This is a genomic window from Serratia sp. AR11 (assembly GCF_056376275.1).
The window spans coordinates 3,597,653-3,614,632 of record NZ_CM150739.1 but is presented as its reverse complement, the minus strand read 5'-3'; the positions used below and the strand labels follow the sequence as shown (position 1 = coordinate 3,614,632).

The window sequence follows — 16,980 nt, the reverse complement described above, 5'->3', positions numbered from 1 at the left end:
TTGTGGTTATTGATCTCTCCCTCATTGGGCTTTACTTGTTATTGGTGTTAGGCGTGGGGTGGCTGGGCTGGAAGCGCGCAAAAACGCGAGATGATTATGCCGTGGCGGGCAGGCGTCTCGCGCCGTTGATGTTCACCGGGACTATGGCCACGACGGTGCTTGGCGGTGCGGCAACCATGGGCAGCATGGGACTTGGCTATCAATATGGTATCTCTGGGTTATGGCTGGCAACCAGCCTGGGAATGGGGCTCATTGGTCTGAGCTTGTTTCTGGTTACCCCGTTGTTGAAACTCAATTTGCACACCGTAACTCAGGTTCTGGCGATCCGTTATCGTCCCCGTGTTCGTTTGTTGGGAGCGGCTATTATGATGGTCTATGACCTAATGGTTGCGGTTACTTCCATTATCGCCATAGGCAGCATTATCGAGGTTTTGTTGGGCATCCCCTTTCTGTATGCCATTTGGATCGGTGGCGGGGTGGTGGTTATTTATGTTTTTCTGGGGGGGATGTGGTCATTAACCATGACTGATATTTTTCAGTTTATTATGATGACGGTCGGAATACTTTTTATCTTAATGCCTGCCAGTATTATTCATGCCGGTGGTTGGCAAAATATGCAGGATATTTTACCCGAGGGTTTCTTCTCTCTGAACAATATTGGCTTACCGAATATCGTTACTTATTTTTTAATCTACTGCCTGGGAATGTTTATCGGGCAGGATATCTGGCAACGCATGTTTACCGCACGAAGTGCCGGCGTTGCTCGCTGGGGAGGCTTCGTCGCCGGGGTTTATTGTATTGTCTGGGGCGTGATGGGTGCAGTTATCGGCATGAGTTGTCGGGTGTTTTTGCCCGATATTGGCAACCCGGATGCCGTATTCATGAGCGCCGTACAGACGGTGCTTCCCGTAGGCCTTCGGGGGATTGTCATTGCTGCTTCACTCGCGGCACTCATGTCTACAGCCAGCGCCTGCATGATGGCGACCTCAACCCTGTTTGTTTATGATATTTATGCCGCTTTATTCAAGAAAGAAAAATGTTCAATTAAAACAGATCGCTGCGCAACCCTGGCCTTTGGTTTCACTATACTGATCATCGCCAGTTTGATTGGCGATGTTATTACTGCGCTGACTGTCGCTTATACCATTCTGGTTGGCGTGCTGTTGGTCCCCCTGATTGGAGCCATTTGTTGGCAAAGGTCTTCAACCACCGGGGCGATATCGGCAATGGTGTCCAGTGCTGTCATCATCATCTATTTTATGGCCAGATACGGAATGCAGGCTAACAGTGTGACCTATTACGGGCTGTTGGCGAATCTGGTGACCTTCGTGACAATAAGCCTGTTATGGCCTGATTTTCGGGCACCAACCCCGCAGAATTAATCGGAAACTCAATTCTCGTGGGCTTCCTTACTGAGAATTCGGGAGCGGCAAACGTCCAAAATCTCATCTGCCAGCGCGGAGTCATCAGGGCAGGCGCGGGACAGCACCAGAGCACCGACAAGATGTGCGATGGTATCGATCAGGTCGGCACGCGTTAAGTCACCTTCGCCATTTTCATTGGCTAACAGAGCCAGCTGACGTTCAATGCCAGCCGCAAACGTCGCCTTAATCGATTCAGATTGGCGCGCCGTATCAGTACCTAGTGCCGACATCACACAACCCTTGCCCATATCATCACGATGCTGGCGGGAGAGATAGTTTTCAACAAATTGTTCCCGGTTCACACCCGCCGTATTTTCTGCGGATTGCGTAAAACCACAGCTCATCGCCTCCGCCATCAAATCAGCCTTGGAAGCAAAGTGCTTATAGAACCCGCCATGAGTTAAACCTGCCGCAGACATCAGCTCTGCTACACCCACGCCGTCATAGCCTCGCTCACGAAACAACGCTGAAGCTGTTTCAACAATACGTATTCGGTTTGCACGAACCTGCTCTTTAGAAACCCTCATTGCTCTGCCTCTTCTCCTAAAACTCATGTCGTAAGTATACATTGATGATGATCGTAATCAAACGGATTGACTTTTTAGATTATGATCATCATCATTGAGATGATCCCGTTAGCCACCACTATCAGGGTTCTACAGACATCGCAGTTTGCGAATTTTATTTACTCATTGATAAAGAAGGGTATTTCATGACCAAACCAACAGTTCTGATTACAGGCGCTTCCACAGGCATTGGCGCCGTATATGCTGAACGGTTCGCACGCCGGGGCCATGACCTGGTTCTGGTCGCCCGCGACAAGACAAAACTTGATAGCCTCGCCGAGCAGTTGAGACAAGAAAGGGGTATTGCCGTCGACGTTTTGCCTGCTGACCTCACGCAAGCGGATGATTTAGCGGCTGTTGAAGCTCGTTTACGTGATGACACGCGGATAGGCATTCTTATCAATAACGCGGGTATCGCGCAGTCGGGCAGCTTTATAGAGCAGACGTCTGATTCGATTGAGCAGCTTATCGCGCTTAATGTAACGGCTTTAACCCGACTGGCTAATGCTGTGACGCCACGGTTTGTGCTGGCTGGCGAGGGCGCTATCGTCAACATCAGTTCCGTCGTCGGGCTCGCCCCTGAATTTGCAATGTCGGTTTATGGCGCAACCAAAGCCTTTGTCCTGTTCCTGTCTCAGGGCATGAATATTGAGCTGTCGCAGAAGGGGGTTTATGTTCAGGCGGTGCTCCCTGCCGGGACTTATACGGAAATTTGGCAACGTGCAGGTATCGACACCAACACTTTGCCCCAAATGATGGAAGTGGGCGAATTGGTTGATGCAGCCCTGGTTGGGTTTGATCGGCGTGAACTCGTTACCATCCCACCTTTGCAGAATGCCGCACGTTGGGACAACCTCGATGCTGCGCGTCAGGCCCTGCTATCGGATATCAAACAAGATGAAGCCGCAGAGCGATATAAAACCCTTTAGACAATAAAGGGTCCTGCTCAGAACAATCGTTCAGCTGCCTGCACGGCAGGGGAAAAATAAATGAATAATAAGACGATGAAAGCCTTCACGTTTAAGCGTTACGGTAAATCTCCTGAATTAGGGTTTGATAACGTAGATTATCCTTCGCTCAAGGCTAATGAAGTCTTGGTTAAAGTTTACGCTGTGGGCCTAAATCCAATCGACAATGTGATCCCAACCGGAATATTTAAGCCGGTTCTGCATTTTAAGCTTCCCGCAACATTGGGTAGCGATCTGTCTGGGGTTGTTATTGCCGTGGGAAGTCGCGTGACTCGTTTTTCCCCAGGCGATGAAACCTTCGCCAGCATCTTCGATACGGGAACGGGGTCTCTTGCCGAATTTGCCGTGGTGCCTGAGAGCGCTGCGGCTATAAAGCCGGCAAATCTGGATTTTGTGCAGGCGGCTTCGCTCCCTATGGTTAGCCTCACGTCCTGGCAAGCTCTGACCGAGCGTGTCAGGCTACGGCCTGGTCAGAAGGTTTTCATCCCGGCAGGTTCTGGAGGGATAGGCACCTTTGCTATCCAACTGGCGAAGCAATTGGGCGCAACCGTGGGGACGACAACCAGTACGGGCAATATCGAATGGGTGAGGAGCCTGGGGGCTGACGAAGTCGTTGACTATAAAAAAGAAGAGTTCGAAAAAGTATTGGCTGGCTATGATGTGGTACTTGGCACCACCAGGGGAGATACGATTGAAAAATCCACCCAGATCCTTAAGCCTGGAGGAAGTATTGTTTCTCTCGTCGGGCCGTTAGATGTCAAATTTGCGCGGGCTAGAGGGTTAAATTTCTTTCTGACTTTTATCTTCAGGCTTATGAGCCGCAATATTATGCGTCTTTCAAAAAAGCGGGGCTTAACCTATACGTTTCTATTCGTTCGGCCAGAAGGTGATCAACTCAGCCAGATAGGTAAACTGGTAGAAACCGAACAAATCAAACCCGTGATCGACAAGGTATTCCCCTTTGCTCAAACAAAGGAGGCTCTTGCCTACCTTGCCCAGGGGCATGCAAAGGGAAAAGTGGTTATCAAGATGCAGGATTAATTCCTTATTCTATGCTGCCGTGTTGCCGTTGTCGGATAAGTGGCTATCATCTTTCCTTTAAACCCTTGCCGCTGCTGAAAGGATTGCCTGTCACTATGCCCGTGAATTTTGATCTCAACGATCTCTACGCCTTCCGCGCGTTGGTTGAATACGGCAATTTTCGGCTTGCCGCGGAGTCCATCTGCCTTTCTCAGTCAGCATTGAGCCGCAGGATAGAGAAGCTGGAATCCGCGCTGGGCATTAAGCTGTTCGATAGAACCACCAGACGTGTCACGCTAACCCTTTATGGACAGACCTTCGCCGAGCGTTCAGATCAACTATTGATGAACGTTGAGTTGGTATTAGCAGATATCAATAAAGTCAGTCAGGACAGAACGGGCCTGGTCACCGTCGCCACGGTGCCTTCAGCGGCCTACTACTTCATGCCCGACGTGATTCGCCGCTTCCAGGCTCGCTATCCACGAGTGCGCGTTAAGCTTATCGATAGCAGTGCAGGCAATGTCATCGAAGCGGTTACCAGTGGCCAGGCTGACTTCGGCATCTGTTTTGCGAGAAACCTGCAACCCAATATCGAATTTTTGCCGTTGATTGGGGATGTTTATGTGGCCGCCTGCAGGCGCGATCACCCTCTGGCCACTAAAAAAAGCCTGACCTGGCGCGAGTTTTATCAGCAGGATTATGTGGGGCTGGATAAAACCTCCGGCAACCGCAATCTGCTCGATCAGATGCTGGCGCATATCATCCCTGAGCGTCCCAGCCTCTGCGAAACCCGCCATGTGACGACCCTGCTGGGCATGGTTGAGGCGGGTATCGGCATTGCCGCCGTACCCGCTATGTCTATGCCGGGATCAGATCATTCGGTGCTGACTCACCTGCCGCTGACCGAGCCGGTTGTAAAGCGTACCGTTGGCCTGATCAGGCGCAGCGGACGTATGCAATCCTATCTTGCCGCTGAGTTGGAAAAATTGATTACTGAACAGTATCACTCTGCCTAGCCGGTTGTTCAGCCTTCACGGTTCTCATCCCGGTGGTGTGAATGGTTTTTTGCGCCTGCGAGGAGGACAGGAAATCCAGTAGCGCTTTGCCTTCCTGACGGTGTTCGGCTTTGGCGGTGACCGCACCGGCAAAACGGGTAATGTACTGGACATTGTCAGGCAGTTCGCCAATAAAGGTTACGCCCGGGACAGGGAGCAGTTCACTGACCTGCTGGAAACCTAGCGCATATTTTCCTTTTGCCACCTCGGATACTACCGGAATGCGTTCAACCTTATGCGCTTTCTCCTTCACCTGGTCTTCAATACCCAGTTTTTGGAACAGCTGGCTGCTGACATATCTGCCGCTAGCACTGTCAGAATAGGCAATGGATTTAGCCTGCAGCAGGGTATTACGCAGCTCTGCATCATTTTTGATATTGGGTTTAGGGTCACCTTGTTTGACCACCATGCCAATCGGCGAGTCGGCCAGTTCCACGCGCGAACCCGGCTGTATCCAGTTATCTTTTTCCAGCTTTTTCAGCGCATCGCCCACCATAATCACCACGTCGGCATTTTCGCCGCGAGCCAGACGTGCTGGGATCGCCTGGGGCGTATTGCCCATCGAGGGGCCGGACACCAAAATGATTTTGTCGCCACTCTTTGCTTCAAACTGTGGCGCCAGTTTTTCCAGTGCGGCTTTAAAGCCACCTGAAATCATGACGGTCACTTCTTTAGCTTGTACTCCCGTGCTGACAGAGAAAATCATCAACGTGGCGAGCAATGAACGATAGATTTTTTGCATGACGCAATCCCTGATTTAAGCGGCTGTTTGTAAAGATAATGGGCTGCGACGGTACAGATAGAACGTCGCCAGCAATGCACATAGCGCAGCAAAACTCATCCAGTAGCCGGGGGATGCCTTATCGCCGGTGTACTCGATCAGTGCGGTAGAAATGACCGGTGTAAATCCGCCAAAGACAGCGGTCGCCAGGCTGTAGGCCAGTGAGAAACCGGCAACCCGGACCTCCGTCGGCATGATCTCGGTTAACGCCGGGATCATGGCACCGTTGTAGAGCCCATAGATGAAGGAGAGCCATAACAGCACCGTGAGCATCATGGAGAAACTGGGGGCTTCAGCAAGCAGGCCAAGTGCCGGATACGCAGTAACCAGTGCCAGCAGGGCCATGGTAATCAGGACAGGTTTACGACCAAAGCGGTCTGACAGAGCGCCCCCAACCGGCAGCCAGAGGAAGTTGGATATCGCTACCAGCAAGGTCACCAGCAGGCTGTCAGAGGCGCTTAGCATCAGCACTTTTTTACCGAACGTCGGTGTATACACGGTGATCAAATAAAACGCGGTGGTGGTCATGGCGACCATCAGCATGCCGGCAATAACCACCTGCCAGTTCGCCAAGAGGGTTTTAAACACCTCGCGCATCGCCAGGTGGTTGCGACGGGCGTTAAACTCCTGGGTCTCTTCCAGTTTGCGGCGCAGGAAAAAGATGAAAGGGACAATCAGGCAACCGAACAGGAAAGGCAGACGCCAACCCCATTCGCGAATGGCGCTTTCTTCCATGACGGCATTCAGGGCGAAACCCATCGCCGCAGCCACCATAATGGCTACTTGCTGGCTGCCAGACTGCCAACTGGTGTAAAAGCCTTTACGGCCAGGGGTGGCAATTTCGGCCAGGTAAACGGATACGCCACCCAGTTCAGCACCGGCTGAAAAGCCTTGCAATAAACGGCCCCCCAGCACCAGCAACGGCGCCCAGATCCCGATCGTCTGATAGGACGGAATGAGTACAATCAGGAAAGTCCCGGCGGCCATGATCAACAGGGTAACAATCAGCCCTTTACGTCTGCCGACTTTATCAATGTACGCACCCAACACGATTGCACCGATAGGACGCATCAAAAAGCCCGCGCCAAAGACCGCGAAGGTCATCATCAGCGAGGCAAATTCACTGCTGGCCGGAAAAAAGGTATGGGCGATGTAGGTGGCATAGAACCCGAACAGGAAAAAATCAAACTGCTCCAGAAAGTTGCCAGAGGTAACTCGCAGTATCGCGCTGATTCTGGCCCGGCGGGTCATGGGGGCGTTAGAGGAATGCATCTTAATCTCCAGTTTGTCATTGACGCTTTTACTGCGCCTGTTTCTGCAGACTGGATCAGGTCAATAAAGTAAATAAGCGCAATAAACGCATCAGCTGATGCGTTTGCCGCATGAATCAACGTTAACAATTGAATGCGATAGGCTGTAACGGGTCGTTAACAATGATTCCCCTGTGCCGACATGTTCGCTGGACGCTAAAACTTCATGCGCGTTTTGTGACAAGCCTCATACAGGGAAAAGGGCGGAGAACGCTGAAAGGGAGATCGTGGGGAAGTTTACTGGTTGGCAAACTCACTGCCGCGATCAGATTTGATTCTCCTGATGACTATTTTCAGCCGATCTCTGCGTCTCTTTCATGTAGTCAATAAAAGCGCGTAATGGGCCGGACATATATTGGCGATTAGGATAATAGAGTTGCAGGGATGGGCGTTCGGGGAGCCAATCGTCCAGGACCTTGGCGAGCTTGCCGCTTTGCAGATGTTCTTTCACCTGTTCGTAATAGAGATAGCCCAGCCCGGCTCCGCACAGAACCGCCTCAAGCGCTGAATCCATATCGTCGAGCATGATATTTCCAACCGGAGCCACTTCAAGTTTCCCTGATGGGTTTTCAAATTCCCAGAGATACGGACGGCCGCTCTGGAAACGAAAAATGACGCTTTGGTGATGAATCAGCTCGCACGGATGCGTCGGTGCGGGATGATGCTTAAGGTATTCAGGCGTGGCGACCACCACCAGTTTGATTTTCGGCCCGATAGGGACGGTAATCATGTCTTTTTCTACCCGGTTATTCAGGCGGATCCCGGCATCGAACTCCTGTCGGACAATGTCCACCAGCTTGTCATCGGTGGTGATCTCCACTTTTATGTCCGGATATTTGCGGCTAAATCCGGCGATTATCGGCAATAGAAAAAGACGTGAGGCCAGGCGTGAAGTATTGATTTTGAGAGTGCCCATCGGGGCATCGCGAAAGCAATTCATTTCGTCGAGTATGGTATTGAATTCATCAAACACCGGGCGCAGCCGTTCAAAAAGGGTTAATCCCGCTTCAGTCAGTGCCACGCTGCGAGTGGTGCGATTAAATAAACGGACCTTTAATCTCTGCTCCAGCTGCTTGATGGAATGACTCATGGCGGAGGGGGATAACCCCAGCTCATCACCCGCCTCCCGAAAACTTTTGTAGCGTGCGACGGCAATAAACGAAGCAAAGTCTGAAAAGTTCGGCTGCATTAGTGAATTTTCCTCAATAACCCATCTCAAATACTACGTTTTACACAACTATCCTGCGGCCGTAAAGTAATAGTTCTTTCACGGAGAATTATGGTAATTATATGAAATTAAATAATATTTACTTTATCTGGGCCCATCCGCGTCCCGATTCTTTAACCGCGCAGGTGGTGGGTGAGATGCAGAGCGAGGCGGCGTGTCAGGGCTACAATGTTTCCAGCCTTGATCTCTACCGCAGCCATTTTGATCCGATACTCAGGGTGGAAGATGAGCCGGACTGGGATAATCCGCAGAAAACCTATTCTGAAGAAGTGCATCGGCTTTTCAATGAGCTGGAGGATAAGGACACACTGGTTCTGGTGTTCCCCGTATGGTGGTATGCCTTTCCGGCAATGCTTAAGGGTTATCTGGAACGCGTCTGGAACTATGGTCTGGCCTACGGCGCAGGGAGTGGCCTGAAGGATAAAAAGATCCGCTGGCTGGCTTTGGTGGGCGGTTCACAGTCAGGATTCATTAAGTACGGCTGGGAAAAGAACATGACCGATTACATTAATGGCAGCATGGCCTATCTGGGTGTGGAGGATGGAAGGATCGATTTTCTCTATAACACGATTGGCGTGGAGGAGGGGATCACCGACGGCGAGGCCCACTACCAAAAACTATTCGCCGAAGCGCGTGAGGTTGTCAGTTCTCTGAGAGCAACCAGTGAAGCCTGAGCACTAACGCCTGGCTAAAATACCAAAAGCAGACTTCCGGAGAAGTCTGCTTTTCTAATTTGGTGGGGTTATTTAGCGGCGAGTTCTCTGCGGATGATCTCAGCGCCTGCGCTTAACGCATTGAGCTTGCCTGTGGCTACCCGACGAGACAACGGGGCCATGCCGCAGTTGGTTGAAGGGTAGAGCTTGTCGGCGTCAACAAACTGCAGTGCCTTGCGTAAAGTATTGGCGACTTCCTCCGGTGTTTCTATGGCATTGGTTGCCACATCAATGGCACCTACCATCACTTTTTTACCGCGGATCAGTTCAAGCAAGTCCATTGGAACATGCGAGTTATGACATTCCAGTGAGATTATATCGATATTGGATGTCTGCAGTTTGGGGAAAGCTTCTTCATATTGCCGCCACTCTGACCCCAGCGTCTTTTTCCAATCGGTATTGGCTTTGATGCCATATCCATAGCAGATATGTACGGCCGTTTCACATTTAAGCCCTTCGATGGCTCTTTCTAAAGCGGCGATCCCCCAATCATTCACTTCATCAAAGAAAACATTAAATGCCGGCTCATCAAACTGGATAATATCGACACCGGCCGCCTCTAACTCTCGGGCTTCCTGGTTGAGAATTTTAGCGAATTCCCAGGCCAGTTTTTCGCGGCTTTTATAGTGGCTATCATAAAGCGTATCTATCATCGTCATTGGGCCTGGCAGGGCCCATTTAATCGGCTGCTTGGTTAGCTGACGTAAAAAACGGGCGTCTTCAACAAACACTGGCTTTTGACGGGCCACCGCACCGACGACAGTGGGTACACTGGCATCATAGCGATTACGAATTCTGACCGTCTGCCGTTTTTCAAAATCAACGCCGCTCAGGTGCTCAATAAAGGTCGTGACAAAGTGTTGGCGCGTTTGTTCGCCATCACTGACAATATCAATGCCTGCCCGTTGCTGATCTTCCAGGGACAAGCGCAGGGCATCTTGTTTACCCTCAATCAGTTCCTCATCCTGCAGTTTCCAGGGTGACCAAAGTGTCTCTGGTTGTGCCAGCCAGGAAGGCTTGGGTAAGCTGCCGGCAGTCGAAGTAGGTAATAATATTTTCAAAATGGATGACCTTTTATTTTTTGGTTAATCAAAGCGCGCAGTGAGCAGACCATTGCTCAAAAATAGTCTTATAGGGTTTGATAAAGTGTTCTTCAGTAAATTTCCCCTGCTCAATGGCCAACTGGCTACGCTCTTCACGGTCATAAACAATTTTTGTTAATGAATGATCCTGGTGATTCAGGGCCGGCTGATAGTATTGTCCGGCTGCAGAGTTTGCATTGTAAATCTCAGGGCGGTAAATCTTTTGGAAAGTCTCCATCGTGCTGATGGTACTGATAAGTTCAAGATCGGTGTAATCACTAAGTAAATCACCAGAAAAATAAAAGGCCAAAGGCGCAACGCTATTTTTCGGCATAAAATAGCGAACCTGCAAGCCCATCTTGCTGAAGTACTTTTCAGTCAAAGAAGAATCGTTTTGCTGGTATTCAATGCCTAATACAGGATGCTGATTCCCAGTCTGGTAATAGGTGTCTTTACTTGAAACACTTAAGCATATTACCGGTGATTTTTTAAAGTTATCTCTGTACTCATTTGAGTTGACGAAATATTTAAATATATTCCCGTGCAAGTTGCCAAAGTCATCTGGAATGCTAAATCCGGCTTGGTTATTATTGTGCTCTAACAGCAACACACTGAAGTCATAATCTCGCACGTAAGAAGAGAAATTATTCCCTACGATACCCTCAGTACGTTTGTTGGTTTTTTTATCAATAATGTTGGTTTTTAATATCTCAATGACGGGGAAGCTATGGTCATTGTTTTTAATATTCATCTCAACAGAAATGATTTCAAGTTCGACAGAATAGCGATCGCCTTTGGGGTTATCCCAATGCGCCAGGGTATTGAAACGATTGTCAATCATCACCAGAGTATTGCGCAGGTTCTCCTGACGGTTCTTGCCTCTGGCCAAATTGGCAAAATTGGTCGTGATGCGCGTATTTTCGGAAGGGTTATAGTTTTCATCGAAACTACTGCTCTTGATAGTAAATGTAAAATCTTTGTTCATCGTGATCTTGCACCCTGATTTCTGGTATGAAAACTGAATCTAACTTTTTGATTTACCAGAAACTACTGGGTTTCTCATTCGTCAGTCTTCATGTTGTCAGTAAGTTAACATTGCATCTTTTATGCCAGAGCCACGGAATGAGTGAAAGCGACTTAATTTCATTACCACATGAGGTATCTTCATGATCTGGGGTATGGAGGGGGGAAGTGTCGATAGTGGGGGCAGTGACGGGTCAAAAAGCTTTGAGAAACGCCCCCTACAAACGCCGTTGGTGTTTAGCGCTTCAACCCGGCCCCTCGCTTCCTGCTGCCAACAAAGGAACCAGGATGTCACTAATGGGGGTAGGAATACCCTGCGCATGGCCATAACGCTGCACGACGCCGTTGCGTATCTCCCATTCCAGCGGGCGATTGGCCTGGCGATCGGCGAGAATGGAGGTACCCAAGTCCGCAGGCGCACGATGAAAACCGTCAACGATCTCCTGGGGAACGTTATCGCTAAGTACCGCACCTTCGGCTCGTGCGACAGACAGACATTCATGCAGATAAGCCAGTGCCAGTTTCGTGATATCCCCGCGTGAGAACATTCCCGCACGGCGGTTTGCAAGAACCATCAGGCCCGCGACCGCATTCTGCAATAGTTTGCGCCAGGCGATCGAGAGGAAATCGGATGACAACTCAACGCTGCAGCGGCTACCGCTGAGCGCATCAACGACCCGTTTTACCTGCGGCACATCCGGGAGTGTCAAACGCGGTTTAGCCCGCAGGCGGACAGAGGAATCTGGTTCGCGCTGTGCCGGGAACCATACGACCGAAGGCAGTACCGTTGCTCCGTTAACATAGGGTTCCAACAGAGTTTTCTGTTCGACGCCGTTTTGCAGCGCACACACGACAGTGTTTTCATTGCATAACGCGGCAAGCCAATGGGCGCTCTCAGCCACCTGGGTCGTTTTCACCGCCACAAAGACCAGATCGAAGGGTTGGGTGCTGGTCGGCGGCCTGCTCAATACCGGACCAGGAACCACCACTTCACCTTCATCGTAACGAAGAATTAATTGTGGGTGCGCGGTGCGCCCGCAAAGTAGTGGCGTGCGGTCTACTTCGTGCAATGCAGCAGCGATAGTAGTACCAATCGCACCGGGACCAATCAGAGCAATAGTAGGGGAGTCAGGCATTTCAAGTCCTCCTGTTATCGTCAATCCATCAACAGCGTGCCGGTAGCACTCACCGTGCTCGCCAGTATTTTGCTGAACGTGAGTATTTCACCGAGAAACAGATAACCCAGGACTGCGGCAAACAGCAAGCTGATTTCGTGTCGCACCGATACGGCACTCATCACCTCTGGTAACCCACAAGCGAGCCTCACAGAGCCGTTGCTTTGGGATGTGTTGAGAATAGAGGGGAAAAATTGCTTAAAGCCAGGAGATGAGCATGTTTTTGCCTGGCATGTGCGATATCTGGAAAAGCAAAAAGCCCGCTTAAGTTTCCTTAAGCGGGCTTCTCTAATATGGCTCCTCTGACTGGACTCGAACCAGTGACATACGGATTAACAGTCCGCCGTTCTACCGACTGAACTACAGAGGAATCGTTTGAACGGCCGGAATCATAACGGGGTGTTGGCAGCATGTCAAAGGCGGATTACGCATTCTGTGACTGTTTGCTTACAGAATGCGCAACCCGTTGAGCTTTTGGCAGATTTAGCCCTGTTCTGCACGTTTTAGACGCAGTTGATAATGGTAATGGCTGCCGCTGAGCAGGTAGTCCTGATTAACGCTCGGGCTCCAGGAGTCGTCACCGCCCACCCCCATGTGGAAACCGTCCAGGCTGAGCCAGGTGCCGGCTTCCGGTTGCAGCAGGTGCTGGTGGCTGCACTCCATCAACTGGCGCAGGCCGTAGCGGCTGAGCGAGAAGTGGAACCGTCCGTCGATGTGCCAGCCACCGTACTGCAGGCTGCGGGTCTCGCAGCGCAGCCCGTTCTCGCCGGGGAAGATATACGGCGTGTGCAACGCTTCCAGCGGCTGCTGCCAACGTCCAAATTGCGCGGCGAGGCGGCGGTCCGGGTAGTTCTCATGTGGGCCCAGTCCCAACCATTGCGCCTGTGGATGAATTTCTTTCAATTGGCAGCTCAGGCCAATACGTGCCGGTGGCGGCAAACTGGCGGCAATATCGACGTCGACGCTGATGCTGACGGCGCCCTGGCTGTCGAACAGCCACTGTTTGCGGCTGCGCAGCAGCGTTTGCCCCTCGGCTTCGAACAGGTGTTCACTCACCACCCGCACGCCGTCACTCAATTGATCGGCCTGCAACAGCGTGCAGCGCTCCTCCAGCCGGTACATGCCTGCCAGTTTCCAGCGTTCTACCCAGGCGTTGGGATCGATGCGCTCAACTTCGCTGATGCCGATGTCGTTATCCAGCGGCGCACGGATAAAGTTATCGCGCAGTGGCGTCAGCAGTTGAGAGTGGTCATGTTGCCACCATTGGCTCAGGCAGCCGTCGTGGCGCGTAAACTGCCAGCGTTGATGGCCATGGGTGATGTCGATAGTTTGGTCATTTTGGCTCAGCTGTGGCGCTGAACCGGCCACTGCTGGTGGTGCAAAATGCAGCGTGCGTGGCACCAACCATTGGTCCCAGGCGCAGCGATGGTTGGCTTCGGACCAGTCGGTGGCCAGCGGTTGCACCACTTCGACATTCAGCCACAGTTCGCCGGGTTGATGGAGCATCGGCAAGCGTTCGAGCAGTGGGAAGCTGGCGCTACTCTGCGGTAGCAGGCTGAGATCGAAGCTGCCGCTGGCGCGCTCCGTGCCATCGAGCTCCAGCCGCCAGTTCAGCCGTTCATTATCGGTTTGGCGGAACAGATACTCGCTGTTGACGGTCAGCGTCAGCGTTTCGGCGTCGAAGGTAAACTGGAAAAATTGCTGTGCGCGTTGCGCTTCAAACAGCGCAGGGTGGGGTGTGCGGTCGGGGAATACCAGACCGTTAAGGCAGAATTGTCGATCGTTCGGCGTGTCGCCAAAGTCGCCACCGTAAGCCCAGTAAGGGTTGCCGTTTTCATCACTGCGGGTCAGTGCCTGATCGACCCAGTCCCAGACGAAGCCACCCTGCAGGCGCGGATACTGACGGAAGGCCTGCCAGTAGCGGTCAAAACCCCCGAAGCTGTTGCCCATCGCATGAGCGTATTCACACAGGATCAGCGGGCGATGCTCATCCGGCAGGCCGATCCACTTTTTGATTGACCACTTGGGCACGGCGGGGAACGGCTGCTCCTGATCCACCCGCGCATACATCGGGCAGATAATATCGGTGGCGGCGCTGTTGGCCCCGCCGCCTTCGTACTGAACCGGGCGGGTAGGATCCTGAGTTTTCACCCAGCGATACAGCGCGTCGTGGTTGCAGCCGTGACCGGATTCGTTACCCAGCGACCAGATAATAATACAAGGGTGGTTGCGGTCACGCTGCACCATGCGGGTTACGCGTTCGCTCATTGCCGGCAACCATAGCGGATCGTCAGACAAGCGGTTCATCGGCTGCATGCCGTGGGTTTCAATATTGGCTTCATCCACCACATACAGCCCGTAGCGATCGCATAACCGGTACCACAATGGATGGTTCGGGTAGTGTGAGCAGCGCACCGCGTTGAAGTTGTGTTGCTTCATCAGCAGGATGTCATGGCGCATGGTGGCCTCGTCCATCACCTGGCCGTGCTGCGGATGATGTTCGTGGCGGTTGGTACCGCGGATCAACAAGGGCTGGCCGTTAAGCTTCAGCAGTCCATTGCTGATTTCCACCTGGCGGAAGCCGACGTCATAGGCCTCCACCTCAATAATTTTTCCTTCCGGCGACAGCAGGGTGACGGTTGCGCGGTACAGCGTGGGTGTTTCCGCGCTCCACAACGCCGGTTGTTCCATTGGCAGGCGCAGGGTAGTGCGATCCTCATAGGCGCCGCGTTCGTCGATAATTTCACTGCCGAATGCCTGAGTTTTTTCCCCAACCAGCTGGCCATCACGCCATAGCTGCAACTGTACCCGGTGCTGCGCGGGCTGGTTGATGTGAACTTCCGCCACCAGTTCGCCACGGCGGAAACTGTCATACAGCGGGGTGGTGATGCGGATATCGCTCAGATGCGTGGCGGGTTTATGCAGCAGACTGACGTCGCGGAAAATACCGCTCATGCGCCACATATCCTGATCTTCCAGATAGCTGCCATCGCACCAGCGCAGCACCATCACCGCCAGTCGGTTCTCACCGGCCTGCAACCAGGGGCTGAGATCAAACTCGGCGGGCAGGCGGCTGTCCTGTGAATAACCGACCCAGTGGCCGTTGCACCACAGATAAAACGCCGAGTTGACGCCGTCAAAAATGATGCGCGTCTGGCCTTCCGCCAGCCAGGCAGGGTCGACGGTAAACTGCCGCGAATAGCAGCCGGTCGAGTTTTCCTCTGGTACCTGCGGCGGATTGACCGGGATCGGGTAGCGGACGTTGGTGTAGATCGGCGCGTCATAAGCGGCAAGTTGCCAGTTGGACGGCACCGCGAGAGTATCTGCGTCGGCCAGGTCCTGTTGCAACCAACTGTCGGGTACCGCCTGGGGCTTATCGAAATAGCTGAACCGCCAGTCGCCGTTCAATATTTGCCGGCTCTCGCTGCTCTTGTCCTCACGGGCGGCATTCAGGTTGCGCCAGCTCGAGAAAGGCGGATGTGCAGCCAGCCGCTGATAATGGGTACAGGCCGGATTTTGCCAGTCCCGGCGGGCGAGGAGGTCTTTCAGGGAAGGAAGGGGCAGGCTACTCATCGGCGATCGTCCTGTCGGCAGATTATAGAGGCATCATGCCGAATAAGATGCTGATGAGTACCAAAAAAGTAAAGCGGTTACATTCAACCTTGCAGGGGCGATCAAATAACCGCTTATTCTGGCAGGTTGGGGCGATAAATCCGCTGCGGACGGCCCACTTTGCCGTAAATGATTTCTGCACGCAGCTGCTGGGCGGCGGTACAAAACTCCAGATAGCGGCGTGCGGTGGTCCGGCTTAGCCCCATTATTTGCGCAACGCTTTCAGCGGTGTGGCTGCTGGAGGCGTGCTCGAACAAGGCGCGGACTTTTACCAGCGTCAGTTCATCAATGCCCGCTGGTAGTGCCGCCTGCTGTTCACCGCGTGCGTAGGTGTTGAACATCTGATCGATGCGGTGCTGGCTAAGTCGCGCTTTGTCTTTCAGCGCCAGACGCCGCTGGCTAAAGCGCAGCAGCGTGTGGGCCAGACGATCATAGGCCAAGGGTTTGATCAGGTAATCGAACACCCCGTAACGCAGCGCTTCGGCTACGGTATCCATATCGCTGGCGGCGGTGATAAACACGATGCCGCCGACATAACCACTCAGGGTCAGCTCACGCAGCAGCTCAATGCCCTGGCCATCGGGCAGGAAGTTATCCAGCAGGATCAGATCCGGTTTGAAGCGCTCAGTCATCATACGGGCTTGCGCCAGGGTACCGGCCAGCCAGATTTGCCGACAACCGCCGTTCTGCCGGATAAACTCCGCATGCATCTCCGCCAGCGGCGTCTCATCTTCGACGATCAGTATATTCAACCATTCCATAGTGAATCTCGTCTCCCCATCGTCTTTAAATATGCAATCAACATGCTAATAAAATGTAAGTTAATTGCCGCGTAAAATAAAGATTATCTCAATAATAAACACCATTAAAATAATTAAGTAAATAAAGAACATTAAATAACTTATTAACCAGAGGTGGTTTGTGAAACAGGTCAATAATTGGCTATTTTTTTCTGATTACTATCGTTTAATCAAATGCGGGTCATGATTTTAACTGTTTTATCTTTATGGTTTTTAAGGTTTT

The 16,980-nt window shown here is 52.1% G+C and carries 15 protein-coding genes and 1 tRNA gene; 5 read left to right on the top strand and 11 right to left on the bottom strand.

Annotated features, from left to right (window positions below):
* The first annotated feature begins 2 nt into the window (after positions 1 to 2).
* A complete protein-coding gene (locus tag ACSOSI_RS17085; protein WP_017893405.1) occupies positions 3 to 1,382 on the top strand; it encodes a sodium:solute symporter family protein in 1,380 nt (459 codons plus the stop codon).
* Positions 1,383 to 1,390: 8 nt separating this feature from the next.
* Here the strand turns inward: ACSOSI_RS17085 and ACSOSI_RS17080 are convergent, their stop codons facing one another.
* On the bottom strand, positions 1,391 to 1,951 hold the full coding sequence (locus ACSOSI_RS17080; protein WP_026142447.1) for a TetR/AcrR family transcriptional regulator: 561 nt from the start codon (positions 1,949 to 1,951) through the stop codon (positions 1,391 to 1,393).
* Positions 1,952 to 2,136: 185 nt separating this feature from the next.
* Between ACSOSI_RS17080 and ACSOSI_RS17075 the strand changes: the two genes are divergently transcribed.
* From ACSOSI_RS17075 to psrA, 3 genes are all read left to right on the top strand, one after another.
* The gene (locus ACSOSI_RS17075; protein WP_476705847.1) at positions 2,137 to 2,919 is read left to right on the top strand and encodes an SDR family NAD(P)-dependent oxidoreductase; all 783 of its coding nucleotides are present in this window, start codon (positions 2,137 to 2,139) and stop codon (positions 2,917 to 2,919) included.
* A 60-nt stretch (positions 2,920 to 2,979) separates the two neighbouring features.
* Entirely contained in the window at positions 2,980 to 3,999 is a 1,020-nt protein-coding gene (locus tag ACSOSI_RS17070; protein ID WP_476705846.1) for an NADP-dependent oxidoreductase, read from the top strand.
* 95 nt (positions 4,000 to 4,094) lie between these two features.
* A complete protein-coding gene (psrA, locus tag ACSOSI_RS17065; protein ID WP_012145899.1) occupies positions 4,095 to 4,994 on the top strand; it encodes an L-proline-binding transcription factor PsrA in 900 nt (299 codons plus the stop codon).
* Here psrA and ACSOSI_RS17060 read toward each other — a convergent pair.
* The 3 genes from ACSOSI_RS17060 to ACSOSI_RS17050 all read right to left on the bottom strand — a co-directional run bounded on the left by ACSOSI_RS17060 (position 4,969) and on the right by ACSOSI_RS17050 (position 8,313).
* The gene (locus ACSOSI_RS17060) at positions 4,969 to 5,775 is read right to left on the bottom strand and encodes a substrate-binding domain-containing protein (protein WP_476705845.1); all 807 of its coding nucleotides are present in this window, start codon (positions 5,773 to 5,775) and stop codon (positions 4,969 to 4,971) included. The genes psrA and ACSOSI_RS17060 overlap by 26 nt on opposite strands.
* Positions 5,776 to 5,790: 15 nt before the next feature.
* Complete coding sequence (tcuC, locus tag ACSOSI_RS17055; protein ID WP_476705844.1) at positions 5,791 to 7,086, bottom strand: tricarballylate/proton symporter TcuC; 1,296 nt, start codon at positions 7,084 to 7,086, stop codon at positions 5,791 to 5,793.
* A gap of 303 nt (positions 7,087 to 7,389) precedes the next feature.
* Entirely contained in the window at positions 7,390 to 8,313 is a 924-nt protein-coding gene (locus ACSOSI_RS17050; protein ID WP_261137142.1) for a LysR family transcriptional regulator, read from the bottom strand.
* Positions 8,314 to 8,414: 101 nt separating this feature from the next.
* Between ACSOSI_RS17050 and ACSOSI_RS17045 the strand changes: the two genes are divergently transcribed.
* A complete protein-coding gene (locus tag ACSOSI_RS17045; protein WP_476705843.1) occupies positions 8,415 to 9,026 on the top strand; it encodes an NAD(P)H oxidoreductase in 612 nt (203 codons plus the stop codon).
* A gap of 68 nt (positions 9,027 to 9,094) precedes the next feature.
* Here the strand turns inward: ACSOSI_RS17045 and ACSOSI_RS17040 are convergent, their stop codons facing one another.
* From ACSOSI_RS17040 to dpiA, 7 genes are all read right to left on the bottom strand, one after another.
* Complete coding sequence (locus ACSOSI_RS17040; protein ID WP_026142445.1) at positions 9,095 to 10,126, bottom strand: methionine synthase; 1,032 nt, start codon at positions 10,124 to 10,126, stop codon at positions 9,095 to 9,097.
* 28 nt (positions 10,127 to 10,154) lie between these two features.
* Positions 10,155 to 11,132, bottom strand: a complete 978-nt coding sequence (locus ACSOSI_RS17035; RefSeq protein WP_218217047.1) for a DUF1852 domain-containing protein — start codon at positions 11,130 to 11,132, stop codon at positions 10,155 to 10,157.
* A 283-nt stretch (positions 11,133 to 11,415) separates the two neighbouring features.
* Positions 11,416 to 12,306 carry an oxidoreductase gene (locus ACSOSI_RS17030; protein ID WP_476705842.1) on the bottom strand — a complete coding sequence of 297 codons (891 nt, stop codon included), beginning with the start codon at positions 12,304 to 12,306 and terminating at the stop codon, positions 11,416 to 11,418.
* Between the two features lie 20 nt (positions 12,307 to 12,326).
* Positions 12,327 to 12,467: a hypothetical protein gene (locus ACSOSI_RS17025; RefSeq protein ID WP_198010398.1), complete on the bottom strand. Its 141-nt coding sequence runs from the start codon at positions 12,465 to 12,467 to the stop codon at positions 12,327 to 12,329.
* A gap of 172 nt (positions 12,468 to 12,639) precedes the next feature.
* A tRNA-Asn gene (locus ACSOSI_RS17020) sits at positions 12,640 to 12,715 on the bottom strand.
* Positions 12,716 to 12,828: 113 nt separating this feature from the next.
* The gene (locus tag ACSOSI_RS17015) at positions 12,829 to 15,918 is read right to left on the bottom strand and encodes a beta-galactosidase (RefSeq protein ID WP_476705841.1); all 3,090 of its coding nucleotides are present in this window, start codon (positions 15,916 to 15,918) and stop codon (positions 12,829 to 12,831) included.
* A 113-nt stretch (positions 15,919 to 16,031) separates the two neighbouring features.
* Positions 16,032 to 16,718 (bottom strand): two-component response regulator DpiA, encoded by a 687-nt coding sequence (gene dpiA / locus ACSOSI_RS17010; protein WP_261133484.1) that lies wholly within the window; start codon positions 16,716 to 16,718, stop codon positions 16,032 to 16,034.
* Positions 16,719 to 16,980: the final 262 nt, after the last annotated feature.